The sequence below is a fragment of the Anaeromyxobacter dehalogenans 2CP-C genome (assembly GCF_000013385.1).
In the GTDB taxonomy this organism is placed as follows: domain Bacteria; phylum Myxococcota; class Myxococcia; order Myxococcales; family Anaeromyxobacteraceae; genus Anaeromyxobacter; species Anaeromyxobacter dehalogenans_B.
Map to the genome: position 1 here is coordinate 1,505,007 of NC_007760.1, position 23,607 is coordinate 1,528,613.

19 protein-coding genes are annotated in these 23,607 nt (G+C 75.2%); 16 read left to right on the forward strand and 3 right to left on the reverse strand.

Annotated features, from left to right (window positions below):
* Positions 1-94 precede the first annotated feature (94 nt).
* The 12 genes from ADEH_RS06720 (at position 95) to polA (ending at position 15,062) form a co-directional block, all read left to right on the forward strand.
* Positions 95-724, forward strand: a complete 630-nt coding sequence (locus ADEH_RS06720) for a hypothetical protein (RefSeq protein ID WP_011420356.1) — start codon at positions 95-97, stop codon at positions 722-724.
* Positions 725-740: 16 nt separating this feature from the next.
* Complete coding sequence (locus ADEH_RS06725) at positions 741-1,211, forward strand: hypothetical protein (protein WP_011420357.1); 471 nt, start codon at positions 741-743, stop codon at positions 1,209-1,211.
* Positions 1,212-1,213: 2 nt separating this feature from the next.
* Positions 1,214-1,966, forward strand: coding sequence for a tetratricopeptide repeat protein (locus ADEH_RS06730; protein ID WP_011420358.1), 753 nt, complete (start codon positions 1,214-1,216; stop codon positions 1,964-1,966).
* 13 nt (positions 1,967-1,979) lie between these two features.
* Complete coding sequence (locus ADEH_RS22545; protein ID WP_011420359.1) at positions 1,980-2,408, forward strand: helix-turn-helix domain-containing protein; 429 nt, start codon at positions 1,980-1,982, stop codon at positions 2,406-2,408.
* A 35-nt stretch (positions 2,409-2,443) separates the two neighbouring features.
* Positions 2,444-3,208 carry a DNA repair protein RecO gene (gene recO / locus ADEH_RS06740; protein ID WP_011420360.1) on the forward strand — a complete coding sequence of 255 codons (765 nt, stop codon included), beginning with the start codon at positions 2,444-2,446 and terminating at the stop codon, positions 3,206-3,208.
* Positions 3,209-3,270: 62 nt separating this feature from the next.
* Positions 3,271-4,221, forward strand: a complete 951-nt coding sequence (locus ADEH_RS06745; RefSeq protein WP_011420361.1) for a carbohydrate kinase family protein — start codon at positions 3,271-3,273, stop codon at positions 4,219-4,221.
* A gap of 115 nt (positions 4,222-4,336) precedes the next feature.
* Entirely contained in the window at positions 4,337-5,266 is a 930-nt protein-coding gene (locus tag ADEH_RS06750) for a glycine--tRNA ligase subunit alpha (protein WP_011420362.1), read from the forward strand.
* A 63-nt stretch (positions 5,267-5,329) separates the two neighbouring features.
* Positions 5,330-7,435, forward strand: coding sequence for a glycine--tRNA ligase subunit beta (gene glyS / locus ADEH_RS06755; RefSeq protein WP_011420363.1), 2,106 nt, complete (start codon positions 5,330-5,332; stop codon positions 7,433-7,435).
* A 96-nt stretch (positions 7,436-7,531) separates the two neighbouring features.
* A complete protein-coding gene (locus tag ADEH_RS06760) occupies positions 7,532-8,866 on the forward strand; it encodes a hypothetical protein (protein WP_232287443.1) in 1,335 nt (444 codons plus the stop codon).
* Positions 8,863-11,589 (forward strand): hypothetical protein, encoded by a 2,727-nt coding sequence (locus tag ADEH_RS06765; protein ID WP_011420365.1) that lies wholly within the window; start codon positions 8,863-8,865, stop codon positions 11,587-11,589. Before ADEH_RS06760 ends, ADEH_RS06765 begins: the two co-directional genes overlap by 4 nt.
* 80 nt (positions 11,590-11,669) lie before the next feature.
* The gene (locus tag ADEH_RS06770; RefSeq protein ID WP_011420366.1) at positions 11,670-12,290 is read left to right on the forward strand and encodes an FHA domain-containing protein; all 621 of its coding nucleotides are present in this window, start codon (positions 11,670-11,672) and stop codon (positions 12,288-12,290) included.
* 78 nt (positions 12,291-12,368) lie between these two features.
* Positions 12,369-15,062: a DNA polymerase I gene (polA, locus tag ADEH_RS06775; RefSeq protein WP_011420367.1), complete on the forward strand. Its 2,694-nt coding sequence runs from the start codon at positions 12,369-12,371 to the stop codon at positions 15,060-15,062.
* Between the two features lie 27 nt (positions 15,063-15,089).
* Here the strand turns inward: polA and ADEH_RS06780 are convergent, their stop codons facing one another.
* Positions 15,090-15,593, reverse strand: a complete 504-nt coding sequence (locus ADEH_RS06780; RefSeq protein WP_011420368.1) for a DivIVA domain-containing protein — start codon at positions 15,591-15,593, stop codon at positions 15,090-15,092.
* A gap of 131 nt (positions 15,594-15,724) precedes the next feature.
* Between ADEH_RS06780 and holB the strand changes: the two genes are divergently transcribed.
* From holB to ADEH_RS06800, 4 genes are read left to right on the forward strand one after another with little or no spacing between them, the layout of a single operon-like run.
* Complete coding sequence (holB, locus tag ADEH_RS06785) at positions 15,725-16,816, forward strand: DNA polymerase III subunit delta' (RefSeq protein WP_041453373.1); 1,092 nt, start codon at positions 15,725-15,727, stop codon at positions 16,814-16,816.
* Positions 16,803-18,200 carry a DNA polymerase III subunit delta gene (locus ADEH_RS06790; protein ID WP_011420370.1) on the forward strand — a complete coding sequence of 466 codons (1,398 nt, stop codon included), beginning with the start codon at positions 16,803-16,805 and terminating at the stop codon, positions 18,198-18,200. Before holB ends, ADEH_RS06790 begins: the two co-directional genes overlap by 14 nt.
* Complete coding sequence (gene metG / locus ADEH_RS06795) at positions 18,197-20,281, forward strand: methionine--tRNA ligase (RefSeq protein ID WP_011420371.1); 2,085 nt, start codon at positions 18,197-18,199, stop codon at positions 20,279-20,281. Before ADEH_RS06790 ends, metG begins: the two co-directional genes overlap by 4 nt.
* Positions 20,282-20,341: 60 nt before the next feature.
* Positions 20,342-21,118: a TatD family hydrolase gene (locus ADEH_RS06800; protein WP_011420372.1), complete on the forward strand. Its 777-nt coding sequence runs from the start codon at positions 20,342-20,344 to the stop codon at positions 21,116-21,118.
* Between the two features lie 28 nt (positions 21,119-21,146).
* Here ADEH_RS06800 and ADEH_RS06805 read toward each other — a convergent pair whose 3' ends face one another.
* Complete coding sequence (locus ADEH_RS06805; protein ID WP_011420373.1) at positions 21,147-21,872, reverse strand: HAD family hydrolase; 726 nt, start codon at positions 21,870-21,872, stop codon at positions 21,147-21,149.
* 78 nt (positions 21,873-21,950) lie between these two features.
* Positions 21,951-23,555 carry a 3'-5' exoribonuclease YhaM family protein gene (locus tag ADEH_RS06810; RefSeq protein WP_011420374.1) on the reverse strand — a complete coding sequence of 535 codons (1,605 nt, stop codon included), beginning with the start codon at positions 23,553-23,555 and terminating at the stop codon, positions 21,951-21,953.
* Positions 23,556-23,607 lie beyond the last annotated feature (52 nt).

Below are 23,607 nucleotides of genomic sequence, written 5' to 3' on the forward strand. Positions count from 1 at the left end.
CAACGGGCGATCCGGCAGTGCACACCCTCACGCCGCCACGCGCACGCCCGCTTCCTTGACGCGGCGGGCCGGGCGGGGCTAGCTAGGCGAACGGATGCGCCCACCCGCTCTCGCGCTCGCCGCCGCGCTCGCCGGCGCCGCCGGCCCCGCCTTCGCGGGCCCCTCCCTCACCCTGAACGGCGTCCCCATCGACGGCGCGACCAGCCAGCGCTTCGAGGGCGCGACGGTCGTGATCGACGATCGCGGCGACGTGCACATCGAGGCGCGGGGCTACGCGGCGCGCCCGGCCGGCGACCCGGCCCCCCGCAGCGCGCCCGTCGCGGCGGTCGGCGCCGCGGCCGCGGTCGCCGCCGCGAGCGCGCCGGCCCGGCTGTCCCGCCGCTACTTCCTGGTCGCCGAGCACGCCCAGCCCGGCGCCCGGTACGACCTGGCGGTCTTCGTGAACGCGCAGTGGATCCGCGAGGTGAAGGCGGGCGAGCCGCAGGTGGTGATGGAGCTCACCCGCTGGCTGAACCCCGGCCCGAACCGCGTCGTGCTCGCGGCCACCCGGCGCGCCGGCGGCCCGCCCGCGGCGTCCCCGGCCGCCCTGGCGCTGAAGGCGGTCGTGGGCGAGGGGACCGTCGCCGGCGGCGGCGTGGTCATCGACAACCCGCTGCTGGAGCTGACGCGCACCGCCGGCGAGACCGAGGACCGCACCGAGGAGTTCGTGGTGGAGGCGCGCTAGCGCCGAGGGGGGCGACGTGTTCGTGCCGGACCCGAGCATCACCCACCTGCCCGCCACGCGCGAGCAGGTGGTGGCGGTCATCGAGAGCATCAACCAGCCGCAGGTCTCCGTCCCCGGCAAGGCGCCGCAGGCGGTGGTGGGCCACCTCTGCGGCGTCCGCAACGCGAACGGCACGCTCTCCATCTACGTCGGCCTCCACCTCGTGCGCACCGGCGAGAACGTCGTGTACGTGCACGATCGCCGGCAGCTCACGGTGGAGGAGTACCGCCAGGTCGAGATCGAGGGCCTGCAGTTCCTCGAGTCGATGGGCTTCATGCTCGACAACCTGAACTTCCGGAACCTCACCCCCGAGATGCAGGAGCAGGCGCTGCGGCGCACCCCGCTGTTCTCGCCGCCGCGCCCGCAGGCGCCCGCGGCCACCGCGCCCGGCGGCGCCGCCGCGCCCGCCGACTCCGCGCGCCTCGCCCGGCTGCTCGCCTCGTTCTGATCATGCGCCCCACATCGCTCGCCCTCGCCGCCGCCCTGTCCGCCGCCCTCGCCTGCGCGCACGCCCCCAGCGCCAAGGAGCGGCGCGGCGCCGAGATCCACCACGACCTCGGGGTGGAGGCGCTCCGCGCCGGGCGCGCCCAGGAGGCGCTGCGCGAGTTCGACCAGGCGCTCGCGGTGGTGGAGGACTTCCCCGAGGCGCACCTCGGGCGCGGGCTGGTGCTCGAGCTCGGGTTCGGCCGGCTGGAGGAGGCCGAGAAGGCGTACCGGCGCGCCCTGGCCCTGCGCCCCGGCTACTCCGAGGCCCACAACAACCTGGGGCAGCTGCTCGCCAAGACCGGCCGCCTGCAGGCCGCGGTGGCCGAGTTCGACCTCGCGCTCGCCGACATGATGTACCGGGAGCCGTACGTGGCCCGCTGCAACAAGGGCCAGGCGCTCTGGCGCATGGGGCGCAAGGACGAGGGGCTCGCCGAGCTCCGCACCTGCCTGTCCATGGCCCCGCGCTACTGCGACGGCCGGCGCGAGCTGGGGCGGATCCGCCTGTCGGAGGGGCAGGTCAGGGAGGCGATCGAGGAGCTCGACGCCTACGCCCGCAGCTGCGACCAGCGGCCCGACGCGCACCTGCAGCTCGGGCTGGCGCGGATGAAGGCCGGCGACGTCGCCGGCGCGCGCGCCGCGTTCGAGCGGTGCCAGGCCATCGGCGACGGGACCAACGAGGGCGAGGAGTGCCGCCGGAGCCTGGGCCGCCTCCAGTGACGCCGGGGACGCCATGAGCGACGAGCACGACACGCCCGCGCCGGACGCGCCCGCCGCCGCGGCGCCCGAGGCCGAGGCGCCGGCCGAGGAGGGCCTGCCCGCGTTCGGCCGGTGGCTGGCGCGCGAGCGCGAGCTGCGCGGGCTGACCCGCGACGAGGTCACGCGCGCCATCAAGCTCGCGCCCGGCGTGGTCGAGGCGCTCGAGTCCGGCGAGGAGGCGCGCATCCCGCCGCGCGCGTACGTGGTCGGCTACCTCCGCGGCTACGCGGCCGCGGTCGGGCTCGATCCGGACGAGGTGGTGCTGCGGTTCGAGGAGGCGGCGGGGCCCGTCGAGGCGCGGGCCCGGCGCGCGCCGCGCGGCGCCGACCCTCGCGTGCTCGCCGGCGCCGCCCTGGCGCTCGCCGTCGCCGCGGCGGCGGCCTGGGCGGTGCTCGGCCGTTGAGCGCGCGCGCGGCGCGCCGCTAGGATGACCCTCGCATGGACCGCGTGAAGCTCACCGGCGTGGTGCTCCGCGCCGTGGACTACGGCGAGTCGGATCGCGTGGTGACGCTGCTCACCGCGGAGCGGGGCAAGGTCTCCGCGTTCGCGCGCGGCGCGCGGGCCTCGCGGCGCCGCTTCGGCGGCGCGCTGGAGCCGTTCACGCTGCTCTCGGCGGAGGTCCGCGAGCGCTCCGGCTCGGACCTCCTCGGCCTGGACTCGGTCTCGGTGGTGCGCGGCTTCGGCGCGCTCCGCGGCGACCTCGGGCGGATCGCCTGCGCCGGCTACGCGGCCGAGCTGGCGCGCGAGCTGGTGCGCGACCACCAGCCCCACGACGAGCTCTTCGACCTGCTGGTCGCCTACCTCGGCGCGCTGGACGCCGCGCCGCCGCGGCCGGCGGCGCTGCGCGCCTTCGAGCTGGGCGCGCTGCGCGCCGCCGGGCTCATGCCGCGCCTCGACGCCTGCGCGCGCTGCGGGGCGCCGGTGGGCGAGGGGCCGGTGCGCTTCGACGCGGGGGAGGGCGGCGCGCTCTGCGGCGGCTGCGCGCCGGGCGTCCCGCGCACGCTCCCGCTCGCGGCCGGCACGCTCGCCGCGCTCCTGCGGCTCCAGGAGGGCGGCCTCGCCGCCGCCGCGTCCGAGCCGCTGGCCGCGCCCGCCGGGCGCGAGGCGCGCGAGGCGCTCACCGCGTTCCTGGAGCACCACCTCGGCCGGCGGCTCGCCGCCCGCCGCTTCCTCGACGAGATCGGGCCGCTGCTGGGCGGGTGACCCCGCCCGCGCCGGCTCCGCCGCCGCAGCCGCTCCATCGCGACGCACGGAGGCAGGACCGCATGAGGGACCTCGACGTGCTGTGCCTGGGCGAGACGCTGGTGGACCTGCTGCCGGACCGCCGCGGATCGCTGGAGGACTGCGCGCGCTTCGAGCCGTGCCCCGGCGGCGCCCCGGCCAACGTCGCCACCGGGCTCGCGCGCCTGGGCGTCCGCACCGGGTTCCGCGGCGTGGTCGGCGACGACCCGTTCGGCCGGATGCTGGCGCGGCGGCTCGCGGCCGAGGGGATCGAGGTCTCGCTGCGGCTCGCGCGCGAGCGGCCCACCGGCATGTGGTTCGTGGCGCTCGACGCGGCGGGGGAGCGGACGTTCTTCTCGCCGAACGCGCGCTTCTCCGCCGACAAGCTCATCGCCCCCGCCGACGCCGATCCCGCCGCGATCGGCCGCGCCCGCGTGCTGCACGTCGGGACGTCGGCGCACGTGCTGCCGGAGGGGCGGGCGGCGCTGCGGGCCGCGGTGGAGGCGGCGCGGCGCCTCGGCGTGGAGCTGTCGTTCGACCCGAACGTCCGCGCGCACCTGTGGGACGACCTCGCGCCGCTGCGGGCGCTCTGCCAGGACGTGCTGCCGCGCTGCGCGGTGGCGAAGCTGTCCGAGGAGGAGCTCGAGCTCTGCACCGGCGAGCGCGAGCCGGGGCGCGCCGCGGCGCGCCTCGCCGGCATGGGCGTCGGCATCGCGTGCGTGACGCTGGGCGCGCGCGGCGCGCTGGTCCGGCGCGGGGCCGAGGAGGCGCTGGTCGCGGCCGAGCCGGTGGAGGTGGTGGACACCACCGGCGCCGGCGACGGGTTCGTGGCCGGGCTGCTCGCGGCGCTGTCGCGCGGCGCGGCCCCGCTCGCGGCCAGGTCGTTCGCCGAGGTGGTCGCGGCGGTGCGCTTCGCGAACCGGGTGGCGGGGCGCGTCTGCACGCGCGTCGGCGCGGTCGCCGGGCTGCCGCGCGCCGGCGAGATTTCCGTTTGACACCCGCACCTTACGGCCCTACGGTGCCCGTTCCCCGGCCCGTTCGCCGCGGCGCGGCGACCCCGCCGGATGACCCGCGGGGACGCGCCGGCTCGAACGCGAGGAGAGGACGCGCGTGTACTTCCAGGACCTGATCTTGAAGCTCCAGAGCTACTGGGCGAGCCGCAACTGCATCCTCGCGCAGGGTTACGACCAGGAGGTCGGGGCCGGCACCATGAACCCGTCCACGTTCCTGCGCGTGCTCGGGCCGGAGCCCTGGAACGTCGCGTACGTGGAGCCCTCGCGCCGGCCGGCCGACGGCCGCTACGGCGAGAACCCGAACCGCCTCTACCAGCACCACCAGTTCCAGGTGATCCTGAAGCCGAACCCGCCCGACGTGCAGGAGCTCTACCTCGGCTCGCTGCGCGCCATCGGGATCGACCCGCGCGAGCACGACATCCGCTTCGTCGAGGACGACTGGGAGAGCCCGACGCTGGGCGCCTGGGGCCTGGGCTGGGAGGTGTGGTGCGACGGGATGGAGATCACCCAGTACACCTACTTCCAGCAGGCGGGCGGCTTCGAGGTGAAGCCGGTCGCGGCCGAGCTCACCTACGGCCTCGAGCGCATCGCCATGTACCTGCAGGACGTCGAGAACGTGTTCGACGTGGAGTGGGTGAAGGGCGTGAAGTACCGCGAGGTCTTCCACCGGAACGAGGTGGAGATGAGCACCTACTCGTTCCAGGCGTCGGACCCGAAGATGCTGTTCGGGCTCTTCGACACGTACGAGGCGGAGTGCAAGCGGCTCATCGGGCTGAAGCTGCCGCTGCCCGCCTACGACTACTGCCTGAAGTGCTCGCACGCCTTCAACAACCTCGACGCGCGCGGCGCCATCAGCGTCACCGAGCGCGCGGCCTACATCGGCCGCGTGCGCGCGCTCGCCCACGACTGCGCCAAGGGCTACCTCGACTCGCGCGAGGCGCTCGGGTTCCCGCTGCTCCCGCCGGCCGATCGCAAGCAGGCGGTGGAGGCGGCGCGGGCGGCCCGCGAGGCGCGCGAGTCCAGGTGACGACCCCTCACCCCCGGGCCTCCCTCGCCGCGCGCGGCGGGGGAGCGGGGACGGAACGAGATCATGGCTGACCTTCTGTTCGAGATCGGTGCGGAGGAGATCCCGGCGGGCTTCGTGCCGGGCGCGCTCAGGCAGCTCGAGGACGACCTGGCGAAGGCGCTCGCCGACGCGCGGCTGGCGCACGGCGAGGTCAGGGCGGTCGGCACGCCGCGGCGGCTCGCGGTGTGGGCGCGGGACGTGGCGCCGAAGCAGACCGACGCGCGCACCGAGGCGTTCGGGCCGCCGGTGGCCCAGGCCTACGACGCGGAGGGCAAGCCCACCCCGGCCGCGACCGGCTTCGCGCGCAGCCAGGGCGTGGAGGTCTCGGCGCTGGTCCGCGCCCAGACGCCCAAGGGCGAGCGCGTGGCGGTCACGAAGGTCGAGAAGGGCCGCAAGGCGGAGCAGGTGCTGCCCGCGCTGCTGGAGCGGCTGGTGGCGGGCCTGCGCTTCCGCAAGGCGATGCGCTCGCGCTTCGACGAGGTGACGTTCGCGCGACCGGTGCGCTGGATGGTGGCGCTCCTCGGCGGGCGGCCGCTCAAGGTGCGCCACGGCGAGGTCGCCTCGGGCAAGGTCACCTACGGCCACCGCTTCCTGGCGCCGAAGGCGATCGCGCTGAAGGGCACGCCGGACGACTACCTGGCGAAGCTGCGCCGGGCGCACGTCCTCGCCGACCCCGAGGAGCGCCGCGCCGCGCTCCTCGCCGAGCTGGCCCGCGCCGGCAAGGAGGCCGGCGGGAAGGTCCGCGACGATCCCGCGCTGGTCGAGCAGGTGCTCTACCTGGTCGAGGAGCCGAGCGCGGTGGTCGGCGAGTTCGAGAGGTCGAACCTCGAGCTGCCGCCGGAGGTGGTGATCTCCGAGATGCGCAACCACCAGCGCTACTTCGCGGTGGTGGACGGCAAGGGGCGGCTCAAGAACCGGTTCGTGGCCGTCTCGGCCACGCGCGTGAAGGACCCGGCGGTGGCGCGGCACGGCTACGAGCGCGTGCTCCGCGCGCGCCTCGCCGACGCGCGGTTCTTCTTCGAGGAGGACCGCAAGCGCAAGCTGCACGAGCGCATCGAGGACCTCGGCCGCCGCACGTTCCAGGCGAAGCTGGGGAGCGAGCTGGACCGCGCCCAGCGCATCGGCGCGGTCGCGAGCGGGCTCGCCCGCGCGCTCGGGAAGGACGCGCTGGTCGCCGACCTGCTCGAGGCGTCGCGGCTCGCCAAGGTGGACCTCAACACCGGCATGGTGGGCGAGTTCCCCGAGCTGCAGGGCACCATGGGCGCGCACTACGCGCGGCTCGAGGGGCTGAAGCCGGAGATCGCCGACGCCATCGAGGACCACTACAAGCCCATCGGCGCGGCGGAGGAGATGCCGCGCAGCGACCTGGGCGCGCTGGTGGCGGTGGCCGACCGCCTCCACTCGCTCGTGGGGATCATCGGCGTGGGCGAGAAGGCCACCGGCGCCGCCGACCCGTTCGGCCTGCGCCGCGCCGCCATCGGCATCCTGCGCATCGTCATCGCCCGCGGGTACCACCTGTCGCTCGCGACGGCGGTGGAGCAGACGCTGGACGCGCTCGCCGGGGTGAAGCTCGCCGCCGGCCGCGCGCTGGTGGCCGAGCAGGTGCTGGACTTCCTGCGCGGGCGCGTGCGCGCCGCCTGGACCGAGCGGTTCGACGCGGACCTGGTGGAGGCGGTGCTCGCGGCCGGCTCCGACGACGTGGTGGACGCGCGCCGGCGGCTGGAGGCGCTCGCCGAGGCGAAGGCGCGGCCGGACTTCGGCTCGCTCGCGGTCGCGTTCAAGCGCGTCGCGAACATCCAGGAGAAGGCCGGCGGCCCCGGCGCCGCCGCGGTGGATCCGGCGCTGCTGCGCGATCCGGCGGAGCAGGACCTGCTGGCCGCGCTCGAGAAGGTGGAGCAGGAGGTGGGCGCGCGCCGCGCGGCCCGCGACTACCCGGCCGTGCTCCGCACGGTGGCCACGCTGGAGCCGGCGGTGGCGCGCTTCTTCGACGACGTGCTGGTGATGGCCGAGGACCCCGCGCTCCGCGCGAACCGGCTCGGCCTGATGCGGCGGGTGGGCGCGCTGTTCTCCGACCTGGCCGACTTCCGCAAGATCCAGGCCGAGGCGCCCGCCCAGGCCAGGGCCGGGTAGGTGGAGCGCTTGACCCTCTCTCGGACGCCGGATTACGGTTCGCACCCCGTGCACCACGTCGCTCGACGCAGCGCCCCGCTCCTCCTGATCTGTCTCGTGGCCGCGTGCGGTAGCTCCGGAACCGCGCCGCTCTCGCCGCTCGATCGCCTCCACTACCCGGTGGGCGTGGCCGTCCGCGGCCCGGCGGGCCAGGAACAGCTCCTCGTCGTCTCCTCCAACTACGACCTCGCCTACGACCGCGACGAGGGCGGGGTGCTGTTCTCGGTCGGACCCGAGGCCAGTCCGCAGGACGGGCTCGCCATCGAGGGCACGCTGCGCATGGGCAGCTTCGGCGGCGAGCTGGCCGTGGCCGAGGCCGCCGCGCCGGCGGGCCTCGACACGTCGGCGGACGCCTGCGCCCTGCCGCAGTCGGTGGCGCTGGTCGCCTCCCGCGCCACGCGGCAGGTCTACAAGGTCGCGCTCGGCGCGGACGGGTCGCTCACCTGCGGCGCCGACTGCCCGCAGCTGCTGCCCGAGGACTTCCTGGATCCGTTCGGCGTGACGGTCGCCTGCCGCAACGCGCGGCGCCCCCGCGCCTTCGTGACCGCGCGGCGCACCAACCGCGCCGTCTCCCGGCTGGTGGAGATCGACCTCGCCACCGGCGCGCAGCGGATCGGCGACTTCGGGTACGGGACCACGCACTCGGTCGCCTACGACGCCGCGCTCGACCGCATCTACTTCACCAGCAGCGCCGACTACGGCAGCTCCGCGCTGCGCTACGTGGACGTGACCCCCTGGTGCGACCCGCCGCTGTACCTGGAGGAGTGCCACGCGGACGTGGTGAACGTGGGCGAGTTCGTGCGCGGCGCCGACCTCGGCGGGATCGCGCTCTCCAACCCGAACGTGGACGCGGACGGCAAGCCGATGCCGCGCCGGCTCTACATCGGCGCCCGGCTGTTCGACGCCGACCTCGCGGCCTCGCTGGGCTGGCGCCCCGGCTTCGACACCGGCGGCGTGCTCGTCGTGCTCGAGGTGGACGAGGCGCAGTTCGGCGTCCCGGCGTTCCGGTTCATCGGCGCGATCCCGGTCGGCTTCGGGCCGGCCGAGGTGCGCGTGCTGCCGCGGCGGCCCGGGAAGCGCGACGTGGTCGCGATCACGGTGTCGGACGAGGGCCTGCTCTGGATCTACGACGACGACGTCGGCGCCATGGCGCGCGTGTTCGGGCGCGACGGCGTCACCGGCGCGCCGCTGCTCGGCCGCGTGCCGTACGGCATCGCCGTCCAGGATCGCGGCGCCACCGCGCGGCTCTACGTGACCGCGTTCGACTCCAGCTTCGTCACCCCGGTGGACGTGCCGCTCGACAACCCGGGCGAGGCGGCCATCGTCGAGGTGGCCGACCCCGCCGATCCGACGCGCCAGGTGCCGCGGCGCCTGGGCCAGGAGCGCCAGTGACCGCACGCAACGCCCTCCTCCTGCTGGCGCTCGCCGCGAGCGCCGGCTGCGGCAGCTCCGCGGCGAAGCCGGACCTCGGGCTGGTGAGCCCGGGCGGCGTGGCCGTGTTCCGCGGCCTCACCACCAAGAACGCGCTCGACCCCGCGCACCCGTACGTCGCGGTGGCGAACTCCGGCCGCGACGAGATCATCTTCATCGACGCGCTCGACGACGAGCCGGTGCTCGCGCCGGTGGTGGTCCGCCCGCTGGCGGTGCCGACGCTCCCCGGCGAGCCGCACCCGACCATGCTCGCCTCGGTCGGCCTGCACGACGGCCAGAACGCCGACGGCACGGGGTTGCCCGATCTCCTGGTGGTGGTGTCGCCGGGGTCGTCGCGGCTGCAGCTCGTGGCGACCTGGGACCTGGCCACGCACGTGGTGCAGCCGCCCGCGCCGGACCCGCTCGACCTGGGCGCGCTCGCGCCCGGCGCGCAGGTGCTCTCGGTGATCGCCGTCCCGGTGCTCGAGCCCGGCGCGACGGCGGGCACCTGGCAGGTGGCGCCCGGGAAGGCGCGCGTGGTGGCGAGCCTCGCGGGCGAGCGGCTCGCGGTGGTGGACTTCGCGCGGCAGCCGGACGGGAGCATCGCGCCGAGCGGGACGCCGGCGCTGCAGGACCTCGGCTTCGAGGTCCTCTCGCTGGCCGAGTCGCCGGACCACGACCGGCTCTACGCGGCCACCGTGGACGAGGTGATCCCGGGGTCCGGGGTCTTCGGCGTCGGCGAGCTCGACACCACCGCCGCGGTGGGGGCCTGGCCCGTCCGCGCGCTCGACGCGCGCGTCGGCACCACGCTCGTCGCCGCGGCCAAGGTGACCGAGCGCTTCGTGGGGGTGCAGGACGGCGACACGTTCTGCGTGCGCCAGCCCGGCGAGGCGTTCTGCAAGGCGCCGAACCAGGACCTCCGCGTGTACGCGTTCCTCGATCCGGCCGCCTGCGGGCGGAGCGCGCGGATGCCGTGCGGGCTCGCGGTGATCGACCCGGCCAGCGGCGGCCTCCTGGCCGATCCCACCGGCGAGATGCCGTACCTCCCGCCCATGGCCGTCCCGAGCATCCCGGTCGCCATCTCGATCGCCGGGCCGACCGCGCTGCCGCCCACCAACGAGCCCGGCGACGCGCAGCTCTCCGTCGCGGGCGGCTACATGCTGCTCGCCCCGGGCTCGGGCCAGGTGAAGACCACCGGCGTGGCCGTGCTCGCCTCCGGCGACGGACGCGTCTACATGGTGGACCTGGCGCGCTGGCACATCCCGCTCAACGGCTCGATCCTGCGCACCAGCAGCCGCGCCAGCGTCACCGGCGGCACGGTGTTCTCGCCGTCGCTGGTGGTGCCGGATCCCGAGAACCCGGGCCAGTACCTCGTGAAGCCGTCGCGGCTGCGGCTCGGGCTCTGGGATCTCGTCCAGTGGCCGAAGGTCTCGCGCCCGACCGCGGCGCTCGCCTCGAACTCGAGCAACATCCCGGCCACGGTGCGCATCACGCCCGGCTACACCGCCACCGACACCTGGACCGTCATGTACCAGGGCCCGCTCCCCGGGCTCTCGGCTCGGGCCGGCCAGACCGGCGCGACGGGCGACGGTCGGCTCTGGCTCGCGGTGCAGACGCCCCTCCCACGCGCCGACGGCTCGACCCAGCTGGTGGACGTGGCGCGGCTGTTCGACCCGTCGCTGGCGGTGCACGTCGGCGACATCGCGCAGCTCGCGCCCGCCAGCACGGTGACCGCCTGCCTCACCACCGACCCGGACACCGAGACGCCCAACACCACCTCGTACGAGACGCGCATCACCGCGATCCTGCCGCCCTCGGCCGCGTACCCCGGCGGCGCGGTGGCGCTCGACGAGGCGCAGCTCATCGACCTGCGGAACCCGGTCCCCTCGGAGCGCCTGCCCGCGACGCCCGAGTGCGTGGCGGCGCTGAAGCAGGTCGCCCCGGCGGGCAACATGCTCGTCACCATCCGGGCGGCCGGCCTGATCGCCGGCGGCGCCTCGATGGGCTACGTGGGGCGGCCGCAGCTCGAGGCCGATCCCACCGCCGCGGATCCCTTCGCGCTCACCTACTCGGCGCTGGCCCCGCCGCCGCTCGGCGAGGACGCGATCACCTGCCCCATCCTGCCCTGGCCGGCCGAGGCCTACGGCCCGAACGCGCCGGCGGCGTTCACGGCCTGCGTGGACGAGGCGTGCCGCTCCGAGTGCGAGCGGCTCGTGCTCGCGCGCAAGGCGCGGCGCCTCTACTACCTCTCCGACCGGTGCCTCGACACGGTGGACGGGCCGAAGGCGACGGCGACGAGGGGCTGCTGGGTGGACTGGGCGGCCATCTCGGACGCGCTCCCCGACGCGAGCGGTCCCATCGTGTCCTTCCACCTCGGCTGCGCCCAGGCGCAGGTGGACGCGAAGGGGGATCCGGTCATCGACCCGCGCACGAAGACCATCGTCGAGGACGTCTGCACCGCCGAGCTCGAGCGCGACATGTCGCTCACGTTCATCACGCAGAGCGGGATCACCTACGCGTACCGCGGCCCGACCTCCGGCTCCAACGCGGCCGCGAGCTTCCCGGTGGCCGCGGCCCCGTTCGACCGCAGCCCGTTCCCGGGGAAGCAGGCGGACGGCTACCGCTTCTTCGTGACGTACTCCGAGAACTTCCTCATCGACCTGTCCCCCGCGACCGCCTACAGCACGTCGAAGGTGATCCGCTGATCCCCGCCCGGGGCGACCTCGTTTGACGGGCGCCCCCCGTCTGCTACGGTGGACGGGAGCGGGGTACGCGGAGGGCGCGCATGAAATCCGTCCGGCAGGTCGCGATCGCCGACCACCTGTGGGAGGCGCTCGGGCGCATGGCCGACGAGATGGGCGTCGATCGCGAGGGCCTGCTCAACCAGGCCATCCACGTGTTCGCCCGCCTCAACGGCTACGTGGTGACCGGCGGGGCGTTCGAGCCGCGCACCGAGCCCCCCGGCGCGCCGCGCGGGCCGCGGCCCGCCGTCCCGCCGCCGTCCCGCGGCAGCTCCGAGCGGCTCGCGGTCGCCGAGCGCGTGCTCCAGACCGCGGCCCGCCTCGAGCGCGCCATCCACGAGCGCACCCCGGGCGCGGGCCCGCCGCCGCTGGGGGAGGGCGCCGGGCAGGCCCTGTCGCTGCGCCGCGACGACGGCTCGGAGTGGGAGGTGGCCCGGGACCGGTTCCTGATCGGGCGCGGGCGCCACTGCGACCTGGTGATCGACAGCGCGAAGGTGTCGCGCGAGCACGCGGCCATCGTGCGCGACGGCGAGGCCTGGTTCATCGAGGACCTGGGCTCCGCGAACGGCACCTGGCACGACCAGGAGCGGATCCAGCGCCGCCGCATCGAGGACGGGGACGAGTACTTCGTCTGCGCCGAGCGGCTCCGCTGCGCGCTGAAGTAGCCTCGCGGCGGTCCCGTCCGGCCCCGCCGCGCTTTTCCCGCGCCGCCGCGCGCCCGCGCGGCTACCCTTCACCGCGACATGCCCACCCTGACCCTCATCGACGGCTCGGGCTTCATCTTCCGCGCCTACCACGCGATCCCGCACCTCTCCACCACCAAGGGGATCCCGACCAACGCCGTCTACGGGTTCACCAACATGCTGCTGAAGGCGCTGCGCGAGCACGCGCCCACGCACGTGGCGCTGGTGTTCGACGCCGGGCGCCGCAGCTTCCGGCACGACATCGACCCCGAGTACAAGGCGAACCGCCCCGAGGCGCCCGACGACCTCGCGGCGCAGTTCCCGCTGGTGCGCGACGTGGCCCGCGCGCTCAACGTGCCGGTCATCGAGGAGGCCGGGTACGAGGCCGACGACATCATCGCCACGCTGGCCAGCCACGCGCGCGCGGAGGGCTGGGAGGTGGTGGTGGTCACCGGCGACAAGGACTTCGCCCAGCTGGTGGACGGCGGCCTGTCGCTCTACGACCCGATGGCCGAGGCGAGCGGGCGCGGCGGGTGGACCGGCCCGGCCGAGGTCGAGAAGAAGATGGGCGTCCGCCCGGAGCAGGTGATCGAGTACCAGTCCATCCTGGGCGACAAGATCGACAACGTGCCGGGGATCCCGGGGGTGGGGGAGGTGACGGCCGCGGCGCTGGTCCGCCACTTCGGCACGACCGAGGCCATGCTGGCGCGGCCCGCGGAGATCCCGGCGGCGGTGTCGCGCGGCGGGGAGAAGCTGCGGGACAAGGTCGTCGCGAACGCCGAGCGCATCCGCACCAACCGCCGCCTGGTCGCGCTCCGGCGCGACCTCGACCTGCCGTTCGCGCCGGAGGCGTTCGGCCGGCGGCCGCCCGACCAGGAGCGGGCCCGCGCGCTGTTCTCCGAGCTGGAGTTCTCGCGCCTGGTGAAGGAGCTCCCGCCGCCGCCGCCCACCGCCCGCGCCGAGACCCCGGAGACCATCGACGGCCGCGCCGCGCTCGACGCCGCGGTGGCGGCGCTGGTCCGCGCGGGCGGGCCGGCGGGGCTCGTGCCGGTGCTCGGCGACGGGCCGCCGCGCTCCGCGCCGCTGGTGGGGCTCGCGTTCGCCGGCGCCGGGCGCGCGTTCTACCTGCCGCTGGGGCACCGCTACCTGGGCGCGCCCGCGCCGCTGCCGGCGGCGGACGTGCGCGAAGGGCTGCGGCCGCTGGTCGAGGCGGCGCTGCCGCTGCACGCGCACGACCTCAAGTCGGCGGCGCACGCGCTGGCCCGGCTCGGGCTGGCGCGGTCGGGCCCGGGCGAGGACACCGAGCTGATGAGCCGGCTGCTGCTGCCCACCCGCCGCGAGCACGCGCTTGTGGACGTGGCGCGGGAGCGGACCAGCTGCGAGCTGCCGCGCAGCCCGGCCGACGGGGCGAAGCGCGGGGCGCCGGGGCTGGAGGGGCTCGAGGTGGAGCGGGTGGCGGCCTGGGCCGGCGCCTGCGCCGCGGCGCTGCCGGACCTGGCCGCGAAGCTCGCCGAGGCGCTGGAGACGGAGCGGCTGGGCGCGCTCTACCGCGAGGTGGAGCGGCCGCTGGTGCCGGTGCTGGTCGAGATGGAGCGGGCCGGCATCCTGGTGGATCGCGGCGCGATGGAGGGGATGAGCGCCGAGTTCGGCAAGGCGATGCAGGACCTGGAGGCGCGCATCCACGCCGCCGCGGGCCACCCGTTCAACGTGGCCTCGACCCGCGAGCTGGCGCAGGTGCTGTTCGTGGAGCTGGAGCTGCCGGTGGTGAAGCGGCTCAAGACCGGCCCGTCCACCGACCAGGACGTGCTGGAGAAGCTCGCCGAGCAGCACGCGCTGCCGCGGCTGGTGCTGGAGCACCGCTCGCTCTCCAAGCTGAAGGGCACCTACGTGGACGCGCTCCCGCAGCTGGTGGACCCGGCCGACGGGCGCATCCACACCACGTTCCACCAGGCGGGCGCGGCCACCGGCCGGCTCTCGTCGTCGGATCCGAACCTCCAGAACATCCCGGTGCGCACCGAGCTGTCGCGGCGCATCCGCCAGGCGTTCGTGGCGCCGGCGGGGGCGCGGCTGCTCTCGGCCGACTACTCGCAGATCGAGCTGCGGATCCTGGCGCACTACTCCGACGACCCGGGCCTGCTGCAGGCGTTCCGGGACCGCGAGGACGTGCACACCCGCACCGCGGCGGAGACGTTCGGCGTCGCGCCGGAGCAGGTGACGCCGGACCAGCGGCGCATCGCGAAGGTGCTCAACTTCGGCATCGCTTACGGCCTCTCCGCGTTCGGCCTGTCGCAGCGGCTCGACCTGCCGCCGTCGGAGGCGCAGGGGATCATCGACCGGTACTTCACGCGCTACGCCGGCGTCCGCCGCTACATCGAGTGGGCGGTGGAGGAGGCGCGCGCCAAGGGCGAGTCGCGCACGCTGTTCGGGCGCGCGCGCGCCATGCCGGAGATCGCCGCGCGCAACCCGGCGCTCCGCAACGCGGCCGAGCGCACCGCCATCAACACGCCGATCCAGGGGACGGCCGCGGACGTCGTGAAGATCGCCATGATCCGCGTGCACGCCGCGCTGGCGCAGGAGCGGCGCGAGGCGCGGCTGCTGCTGCAGGTGCACGACGAGCTGGTGCTGGAGGTGCCGGAGCGGGAGCTGGAGCCGGTCGAGGCGCTGGTGCGCCGCGAGATGGAGGGGGCGGCCCGGCTGAAGGTCCCGCTCGAGGTCCAGGTCGGCCACGGCCAGACCTGGGCCGAGGGGCACTGAGCGCGGGCGCGGCGCGGGACGGCGGCGCTACTCGTCGGCGGCGCGGCGGCGGCCTGGGATGAGCTGCACCGCCTCCTCGCGCGCGGGCTCGCGGAACGCCTCGATGAGCTTCAGGTGGCTCTCGACCAGCGTGCGGACGTTCGTCTCGAACTGCACGCGCTGGCGCTTCAGCTCGTTGATGTCGTCCACGATGCGCAGGAAGCGCGCGTGGGCGCCCTGGACGATCTTCTCGGCCTGGAGCTCGGCGTCGGAGATGGTGATCTCCGCCTCCTTGCGGGCGGAGTCGCGGATCTCCTCGGACGCCTTCTGGGCGGTGACGAGCGTCTCCTGGAGCGCGCGCTCGCGCCCCCGGTGATCGGCGATCTCGTCCGCCTTGCGCTGGTTGTCCTCGCGGAGCGCCAGGTTCTCCTTCACCAGCCCCTCGAACTCGGCCGCGACGAGCGCCAGGAACGCCTCGACCTCCTCGGCGTCCAGGCCGCGAAAGGTCCTGCGGAACTGCTTCTGCGTGATGTCGAGGGGGGTGATGTTCATGGGTCGCTCCGGCGGCCATGATAGCGGCCCGCGGCCGGGTGTCCACCTCGCCCCCCGCACCGCCGGGGCGAGGGCGCCGCCCCGGGAAGCGGCCGTGGGTTCCGGCGCTTATGCTATGTTCCGCGCCGCCCATGCCGTTCTCCGAGCTCATCGCGCAGGAACGCGCCGTCGGCTCGCTCCGGTCCGCGCTCCGGCGCGGCTCGCTGCACCACGCCTACCTCTTCGGCGGCCCGGAGGGCGCCGGCAAGGCGCGGGCGGCGCTGCTGCTCGCGCAGGCCGCGAACTGCGAGGGCGGGCAGGCGGGGCCGGGCGGGCTCCGCGAGGATCCCTGCGGCGCGTGCGGCCCCTGCCGCAAGATCGAGCGGGGCCTCCACCCGGACGTCGTGGTGCTCGCCGAGGAGCGGACCATGGCGAAGGCGGGGCGCTGGGAGCCGAAGAGCGGCCGCGCGCCGTCGAAGGACATCGTGGTGGACCAGGTGCGCGACCTGGTGGACCACCGGCTGGCCATGAAGCGGTTCGAGGGGCGGCGGCGCTTCGTGGTGATCGACCCGGCCGACGCGATGAACCCGCAGGCGCAGAACGCGCTCCTGAAGACGCTGGAGGAGCCGCCGGAGGACACCACGCTCGTGCTGGTGGCGTCGAGCCCCGACGCGCTGCTCCCCACCATCCGCTCGCGCTGCCTGCGGGTGAGCTTCCGGCCTCTGCCGGCGGACGCGGTGGCGGCGCGGCTGCAGGAGGAGGGCGTCCCGGCCGAGGAGGCGCGCGTCGCCGCGGCGCTCTCGGGCGGCTCGCTGGGCCGGGCGCGCGCGCACGCGGGCGACGCGGCCCGGCGGCCGCTGCGGGCGGTGGCGCAGGCGGCGGCGCTCCGGCCGGACGACGCGGGCGCGTGGCTGGCCTGGGCGGCGGACCCGGGCGCCGACCCGGCCCAGGCGCGCGGGAAGGACCGCGACCGCAAGGCCGAGGTGAAGGAGCTCGCGCCGGAGATCTGCGAGCTCATGCTGGTGTGGCTCCGCGACGTGCTGGCGGTGCAGGCCGGGGCGGGTCGGCTGGCGGTCGCCGACCTCGAGCCGGTCACGCGCCGGGCCGCCGCGGCGCTGCCGCCGGGCGAGGTGGTGCGCCGGCGCGGCGAGGTGCTCCGGACGCTGCGGGCGCTGCGGCAGAACGCGACCTCGCAGCTCGCCCTGGAGCGGCTGATGATCGGGTGGTTCCATGGCGGCGCCTAGGGGCGGGGGAGGGCGCGCGCGCGCGGCCGCCGGCGCCACGCTGGAGGCGTGCCTGGAGGAGGCTCGCGCCGGGCGCCCGCAGCCGGTCTACCTGCTCGACGGGGACGCGTTCCTGTCGCTCCGCGCCGCCCGCGAGCTGGCCGGGGCGCTGGTGCCGGAGGCGCAGCGCGCGCTCAACCTGGTGGAGCTGGACGCCGCCGCCTCGCCCGCCGAGGTGGCGGCCGAGCTGGCCACGGGCGGCCTGTTCGGCGGCGGCAAGGTGGTGCTGGTGCAGGAGCCGGCGTTCCTCACCGCGAAGGAGGACGCCGCCGACGCGTTCCGCGCCGCCATGAAGAGCTGGGCCGACGGCCGGCAGCGCGACGGCGCCCGCCGCCTGCTCGCGCTCGCCGGCAAGGCCGGCATCGGCGCGCGGGCGCTCGCGCCGGGCGAGGACGGCCGCGTGCCGGAGGGCACCCGGGCCGCGCTGGCCGACGAGCTGGGCCTGCCGATGGACGGGGCGGCGGCGGCGTTCGTGGACGCGGCCGCGCGCTACGCGCAGGAGCGCGAGCTGAAGGTGGGCAAGGGCGAGGACGCGGGCGCGCTCGACGCCGCGCTCGCCGCCGGCTTCCCGCCGGGCCACGTGCTCGTGATCGCCGCCGGCAAGATCGACGGCCGGCTGCCGGTGGTGAAGAAGCTCGCCGCGGCGGGGCGCCGGGTGACCACCCAGCTCGAGAAGGAGGGCACCTGGGACGCGCAGCGCCTGGTGCTCGGGCCGGTGCTGGAGGCGCTGCTCGCCGGCACCGGCAAGCGGGTGGACCGCGGCGGCGAGGCGCGCCTGGCCGAGCTGGTGGGCGAGGACGCGCGCACGCTCGCGTCGGAGGTGGCGAAGCTCGCCGCCTACGTGGGCGACCGCAAGGTGATCGGCGCGGCCGACGTGGACGCGGTGGTGACGCGGGTCGCGTCGGATCCGTTCTTCGCGCTCGGGAACGCGGTCGAGGCGCGGGACCTGCCGCTCGCGATGGGCGTGCTCGACCGCTCGGTCGCGGACGGCGCGAGCCCGTTCATGCTGCTCGGCTCGCTGGCCTCGACCGTGCGCCGGCTGGTGGTGGAGCGGGAGCGCGCCCGCGCCGCGGTGGGCGAGCGGCGCATCGGCTCGTTCAACGAGTGGCAGGCCGAGGTCCTCCCGACCGTCCCCGAGGACGAGCTGGAGGGGAAGAAGCCCTACGGGTTCTGGATGAAGTACCAGGCGTCGGCGCGCTTCGCGCGCGCGGAGCTGCTCGACGCGCTGGCCGGCCTCGCCGAGGCCGACGTCGCCATGAAGAGCGGGCAGGACGGGCGCACGCGCCTGGAGCGGGTGCTGATCGGCCTGCTCGCCCGCGACAACCGGGAAAGGAGCACCCCTTGAGCCAGCGTCTCCTCGTCACGAGCGCGCTGCCGTACGCGAACGGCCCCATCCACCTCGGCCACCTGGTCGAGTACGTCCAGACCGACGTCTACGTGCGCTTCCGGCGCGCCTGCGGCGACGACGTCGCCTACGTGTGCGCCGCCGACTCGCACGGCACGCCCATCGAGGTGAACGCCGCCAAGGTCGGGATGACCCCCAAGGCGTTCGTGGAGAAGTACCGCGCCGAGCAGCACGCCGACTTCCGCGCGTTCGGGGTGGAGTTCTCGACCTACTACACCACCGACTCCGACGAGAACCGCCGCTGGGCCTACCGGGTCTACGACGCGCTCAAGGCGAAGGGGCTCGTCTACAAGAAGTCGGTCGAGCAGCTCTACTGCGAGACCGACCGCCGCTTCCTGCCCGACCGCTTCGTGAAGGGCACCTGCCCGAAGTGCGGGACGCCCGACCAGTACGGCGACGTCTGCGAGCACTGCGGGACCACCTACGATCCGCGCGAGCTGAAGGACCCGTACTGCGCCATCTGCCGCTCGGCGCCGGTGGTGCGCGCCAGCGACCACGCCTACGTGAACCTGCGCAAGCCCGACGTGAACGCGGTGATCCACGAGTGGGTGAACGCCGAGGGGCACCTCGAGCCGGCGGTGCGCGAGCAGGTGAAGGGCTGGCTCGCCGACCTGCAGGACTGGTGCATCACCCGCGACGCGCCGTACTTCGGCTTCCCGGTGACCGACCCCGAGTTCCCGGGCAAGTTCCTCTACGTCTGGGTGGACGCGCCCATCGGCTACCTGTCCTCGGCCGAGCACTTCTTCGCGGCCGAGGCGCCCGAGGGCGCGCGGCTCGCGCCGGCCGAGTTCGAGCGGCGCTACCTCGCCGTGGACTCGCCGGCCCGGCTCGAGCACTTCATCGGCAAGGACATCCTGCGCTTCCACGCCGTGTTCTGGCCGGCGATGCTCTGGGCCGCCGGGCTGAAGCGCCCGGACCGGATGCCGGTGCACGGGCACCTCACCGTGAACGGCGAGAAGATGTCGAAGTCGCGCGGCACCTTCGTCACCGGCCGGACCTACCTCGACTCCGGCCTGGACCCGGAGCTGCTGCGCTACTTCTACGCGGCGAACCTGGGCAGCGGCGTCTCCGACCTCGACCTGTCGCTGGACGAGTTCCGCAACCGCATCAACGCCGACCTGGCGAACAACGTCGCGAACCTGGCCTCGCGCGTGGCGGCGCTGCTGCAGCGGCTGCCCGGCGGCGTCACCGCCGCGCTCGACCCGGAGATCGCGGCCGCGACGCGCGAGGCGGTGAAGGGGGCGCGCGGCGCGTACCAGGCGCTCGAGTACCGCGACGTGGTCCGGCTGGTGAGCCAGGCCGCGAGCGTCTGCAACCGCCGCGTGCAGGAGACGAAGCCCTGGGAGGACCCGGCCGGCGAGGCGGAGCGGAGCGTGCTCTACACCACCGGCAAGGCGCTCCTCGGCCTCGCCCGCGTGCTCGCGCCCATCCTGCCGCAGTTCTCGGCGCGGCTCTCCGCGGCCTACGGGCGCCCGGAGCTGCCGGCCTGGACCGCGGACCTCGATCCGTTCGACGGCGCGCCGGTCCAGGTGGTCGAGAAGCCGCCGCAGATCTCGCGGGTGGACGCGAAGCAGCTGCAGAAGCTGATCGTGCCGGCTCCCGAGGCGGCGCCGGCGAAGGTCTCGCGCGCCCAGAGCCCCGCCGAGACCGCCACCCGCGCCAGCGCCAAGGCCGCGCCGCCGCCCGTCCCCGGCGTCATCCAGTACGACGACTTCGCGAAGGTGGAGCTGCGCGTCGGGCTGGTGAAGGCCGCAGAGAAGGTGGAGAAGGCGGACAAGCTGCTGAAGCTCTCGGTGGACGTGGGCGAGCCCGAGCCGCGCACCATCGTGGCCGGCATCGCGCAGGCCTACCCGGAGCCGCAGGCGCTGGTGGGCCGGCGCATCGTGGTGGTCGCGAACCTCGCGCCGCGCCCGCTGCGCGGGATCACCTCCCACGGGATGCTGCTCGCCGCCGGCGAGCCGCCGAACCTCCAGGTGGTCACCGTGGGCGAGGGGATCGCGCCCGGGACGCGGGTGAAGTAGCGCCTCGCACGGCCCGCCCGCCCGCCTTGCGGTCGCGGCGGGCCGGGTTAGATCCGCCCGATGCTGATCGACTCGCACGCCCACCTCGACCTCGACGACTACCGGGGCGACCTCGATGCGGTGATCTCCCGCGCGCGCGAGGCCGGCCTGGTGCGGGTCGTCTGCGTCGGGCTCTGGCGGGGACCCGGCGACTTCGGCAACGCCCTGGCGCTCGCCGGGCGCGACCCCGGCTTCTTCGCCGCGACCATCGGGATCCACCCGCACGAGGCCGCGCGCGTGCCGGAGGAGGACTGGGCCCGGCACGAGGCGCTGGCGCGCGACCCGCGCGTCGCCGCGGTGGGCGAGACCGGGCTCGACTTCCACTACGACCACTCGCCGCGCGACGTGCAGGAGGCCGCGTTCCGCCGGTCGCTGCGGACCGCGCGCGCCGCCGGCAAGCCGGTGGTGATCCACGTGCGCGAGGCGGACGCCGCCTGCCTGCGCGTGCTGCGGGAGGAGGGCGTCCCCGAGGCGGGCGGGGTGATCCACTGCTTCACCGGCGACGCCCCGGCGGCGCGCGCCTACCTCGACCTCGGCCTGTACGTCTCGGTCGCCGGCATCGTCACGTTCAAGACCGCCGAGCCCATCCGCGAGGCCGTCCGCATCGTCCCGCGCGACCGGCTGCTGGTCGAGACCGACAGCCCGTTCCTCGCGCCGATCCCGTTCCGCGGGAAGCGCAACGAGCCGGCGCACGTCGTCGAGACCGCGCGCAAGGTGGCCGAGCTGTGGGGCGCGCCGCTCGAGGAGGTGGCCGCGCGCACCGCCGAGAACACCCGGCGGCTGTTCCGGCTCGCCTGAGCTGCGGCGGGCCGGCCCCGCCCCGCCGTCAGCCCTCCCAGCTCCCCCACTCGTCGGCGAGGTCCGGCTCGACGCCGGGGCGGTTGCGCTCCTTCCAGGTGACGATCTCCCAGCCGCGCTTCTCGGCGACGGCGCGGAACGGCGCCTTGGGGTTCACCACCACCGGCGTGCCCACCGCCTCGAACAGCGGCACGTCGGCCATCGAGTCGGAGTAGAGGAAGCTGCGGGTCAGGTCGAGGTCGAAGCGCTCGGCCAGCGCCTCCACCGCCGCGCGCTTGCCGTCCTTGAACACCACCGGCGGCAGGATCTGGTCGGTGATGCGGCCGTCCACGATGCGCGTGCGCGTGCCGACCGCGGCGTGCACGCGGAGGTGCCGGCCCACCTCGTCGATGATGTACTGCGACGAGCCCGAGGCGATCACCACGAAGTGCCCCGACAGCAGGTGCTTGCGGATCTGCCGGATGGCGCCGGAGGTGATGCGCTTGCGCAGGTGGCGCTCGAAGCAGACGTGGGCGTGCGCCTTCACCTGGTCCGCGTACAGGCCCTGCTGGCAGCGCGAGCCGACCTCCACCATGTCCTGCTCGGTGAGGCGGTTGCGGGCGTACTCGTAGATGACGCGCGGGATGCGGGACCGGACCTCCGGCCGCATCACGCGCTCGCTGTACAGGTACCAGGTGAAGATGGTCCCGGCGTTCCCGTCGAGGAGCGAGTCGTCGACGTCGAAGATGGCGGCCGTGCGGCCGAACGGGACCATGGATCGTTGCGCCTCCCCCGCGCGTCCGGCGGGCGGCCGCGAGGCCGCGCCGGGCGCGAGGAGGCGATTCTACGACAACTACCCCGCCGGCTTGTCCTCGGGGGCGGCCGTCCCGGCCGGAGCGGGCTCCGGGGCGACGTCCGGCTCGTTCGCGCCGCTGGGCTGATCCTGCGGCGCGGGCGGCGTGGGGGCGGGCGCCTGCTGCTGCTCCGCCTCGCCGGGCGAGACCGGCTTCTCCTCGGCCGGCTTCTCCTCGGCCGACTTCCCGGCGTCCTCGAGCTTCTGCGCCAGCGCGGCGAACGGGTTGTGCGTCAGGTTCTTCTTCTCCGGCGGCCGGTGCGGGCCCTTGTCGCCGGGCAGCCGCGGGCCGGTGTAGCCGCGCTTCTTGTCGCCGAAGCCGCCGCCACCGCCGCCGAAGCCGCGGTGCTGGTCGCGCGGGCCGCGGTCGGACCGCTCCGGCCGGCCCTCGCCGCGCGGCGCCTGCGCCGCGGCCGGGGCGCCCTCCGCCTTCGCCTCGCCGGCGCCCTCGGCCGGCTTCGCCTCGGCGGCGGCCGGCTGCGGGCGCGGCTCGCGCTTGCGCTCCTTGGGCTTCTTCGGCGGGCGCGGCTGGCCGCCACCGCCGGCGCCCGCGCCGTTGCGCGGCACGTAGATGACGGGGGTGAGGACCTCCGGCGCCGGGCCCTTCTTCTCGGCCTGCACCGTCGGCAGGCTGCCGCGCCAGATCGGCTGCTCGTAGACGTTGTTCGCGTCGGTCCAGCGGCGGTTGCCGCCGTCCTTGCCCATCAGGTTGAGCCAGGAGTTCACCCGGCTGTCGATCTCGTCGATGGCGTGCGTGAGCATCGCCTCGAGCGTCATCGGCACCTTGGGCGAGCCGTACTCGAGCCGCCCGTGGTGGGAGAGGACCATGTGCACGACGTGGTGCTCGAGGTCGCGCGAGGCGCCCACGCGGCGCGCCTTGTCGTGGATCCACTGGGCGGTCATGACGAGGTGCCCGATCAGCCGGCCCTCGTCGGTGTACTCGGTGCTCCGCTCGCCGCTCAGCTCGCGGATCTTGCCCAGGTCGTGGAAGAACGCGCCCGCCACCAGCAGGTCGCGATCGACCTGCGGGAAGTGGTCGGCGAGGCGGTGCGCCAGCTTGAGGCAGGAGACGGTGTGCTCGAGCAGGCCGCCCGGGTAGGCGTGGTGGACCGTCTTCGCGGCGGGCGCGCGGCGCAGCCTGGCGGCCACGTCGTCGTCCTCGACGAACGCCTTGATGAGGTCCTTCACGTGCGGGTCCACGACGCAGTCCACCAGCGCGAGCAGCTCGTTCCAGTGCGCCGACTCGGCCTCGCCCGGCCCGGGCTTCTCCGGCTTCTTCGGCTCGGGCGGCGGCGCCCACACGAACTCGGCCGCGTCCAGCGTGGCCGCATCGACCTTCGCGAGCGACTCGATGCGCAGCTGCGGCTTGCCCTGGAACGCGCCGATGGCGCCCTCCACCTCGACGAGATCCTTCTCCTCGAAGGCCGCCGCCAGCTCCTCGACCTTCTCGAAGGCGCGCGCCTCGAGCTCGCCGGTCTTGTCCTGGAAGGTGACGGAGAGGTACGTCTTCCCGCTCTTCGCGGTGGGGATCGCCTTGCGGGCGACGAGGAACACGCTCCTGGCGCGCTCTCCCTCCTTGACGTCCTTGGCCCAGATCTTGTCCATGGTGCGCGCAAGCTAGCTCAGGCCGCGCGCGGACACAACACGGATTGGGCGC

Excerpts from the sequence above, each read along its gene's own strand:
- ADEH_RS06745 (WP_011420361.1), top strand. The coding sequence starts at position 3,271 with ATGAGGGACCTCGACGTGCTGTGCCTGGGCGAGACGCTGGTGGACCTG.
- holB (WP_041453373.1), top strand. The coding sequence starts at position 15,725 with ATGCCGTTCTCCGAGCTCATCGCGCAGGAACGCGCCGTCGGCTCGCTC.
- ADEH_RS06805 (WP_011420373.1), bottom strand. The coding sequence starts at position 21,872 with ATGGTCCCGTTCGGCCGCACGGCCGCCATCTTCGACGTCGACGACTCG.
- polA (WP_011420367.1), top strand. The coding sequence starts at position 12,369 with ATGCCCACCCTGACCCTCATCGACGGCTCGGGCTTCATCTTCCGCGCC.
- ADEH_RS06780 (WP_011420368.1), bottom strand. The coding sequence starts at position 15,593 with ATGAACATCACCCCCCTCGACATCACGCAGAAGCAGTTCCGCAGGACC.
- ADEH_RS06800 (WP_011420372.1), top strand. The coding sequence starts at position 20,342 with ATGCTGATCGACTCGCACGCCCACCTCGACCTCGACGACTACCGGGGC.
- ADEH_RS06790 (WP_011420370.1), top strand. The coding sequence starts at position 16,803 with ATGGCGGCGCCTAGGGGCGGGGGAGGGCGCGCGCGCGCGGCCGCCGGC.
- ADEH_RS06810 (WP_011420374.1), bottom strand. The coding sequence starts at position 23,555 with ATGGACAAGATCTGGGCCAAGGACGTCAAGGAGGGAGAGCGCGCCAGG.
- ADEH_RS06720 (WP_011420356.1), top strand. The coding sequence starts at position 95 with ATGCGCCCACCCGCTCTCGCGCTCGCCGCCGCGCTCGCCGGCGCCGCC.
- ADEH_RS22545 (WP_011420359.1), top strand. The coding sequence starts at position 1,980 with ATGAGCGACGAGCACGACACGCCCGCGCCGGACGCGCCCGCCGCCGCG.
- ADEH_RS06770 (WP_011420366.1), top strand. The coding sequence starts at position 11,670 with ATGAAATCCGTCCGGCAGGTCGCGATCGCCGACCACCTGTGGGAGGCG.
- glyS (WP_011420363.1), top strand. The coding sequence starts at position 5,330 with ATGGCTGACCTTCTGTTCGAGATCGGTGCGGAGGAGATCCCGGCGGGC.
- recO (WP_011420360.1), top strand. The coding sequence starts at position 2,444 with ATGGACCGCGTGAAGCTCACCGGCGTGGTGCTCCGCGCCGTGGACTAC.
- ADEH_RS06730 (WP_011420358.1), top strand. The coding sequence starts at position 1,214 with ATGCGCCCCACATCGCTCGCCCTCGCCGCCGCCCTGTCCGCCGCCCTC.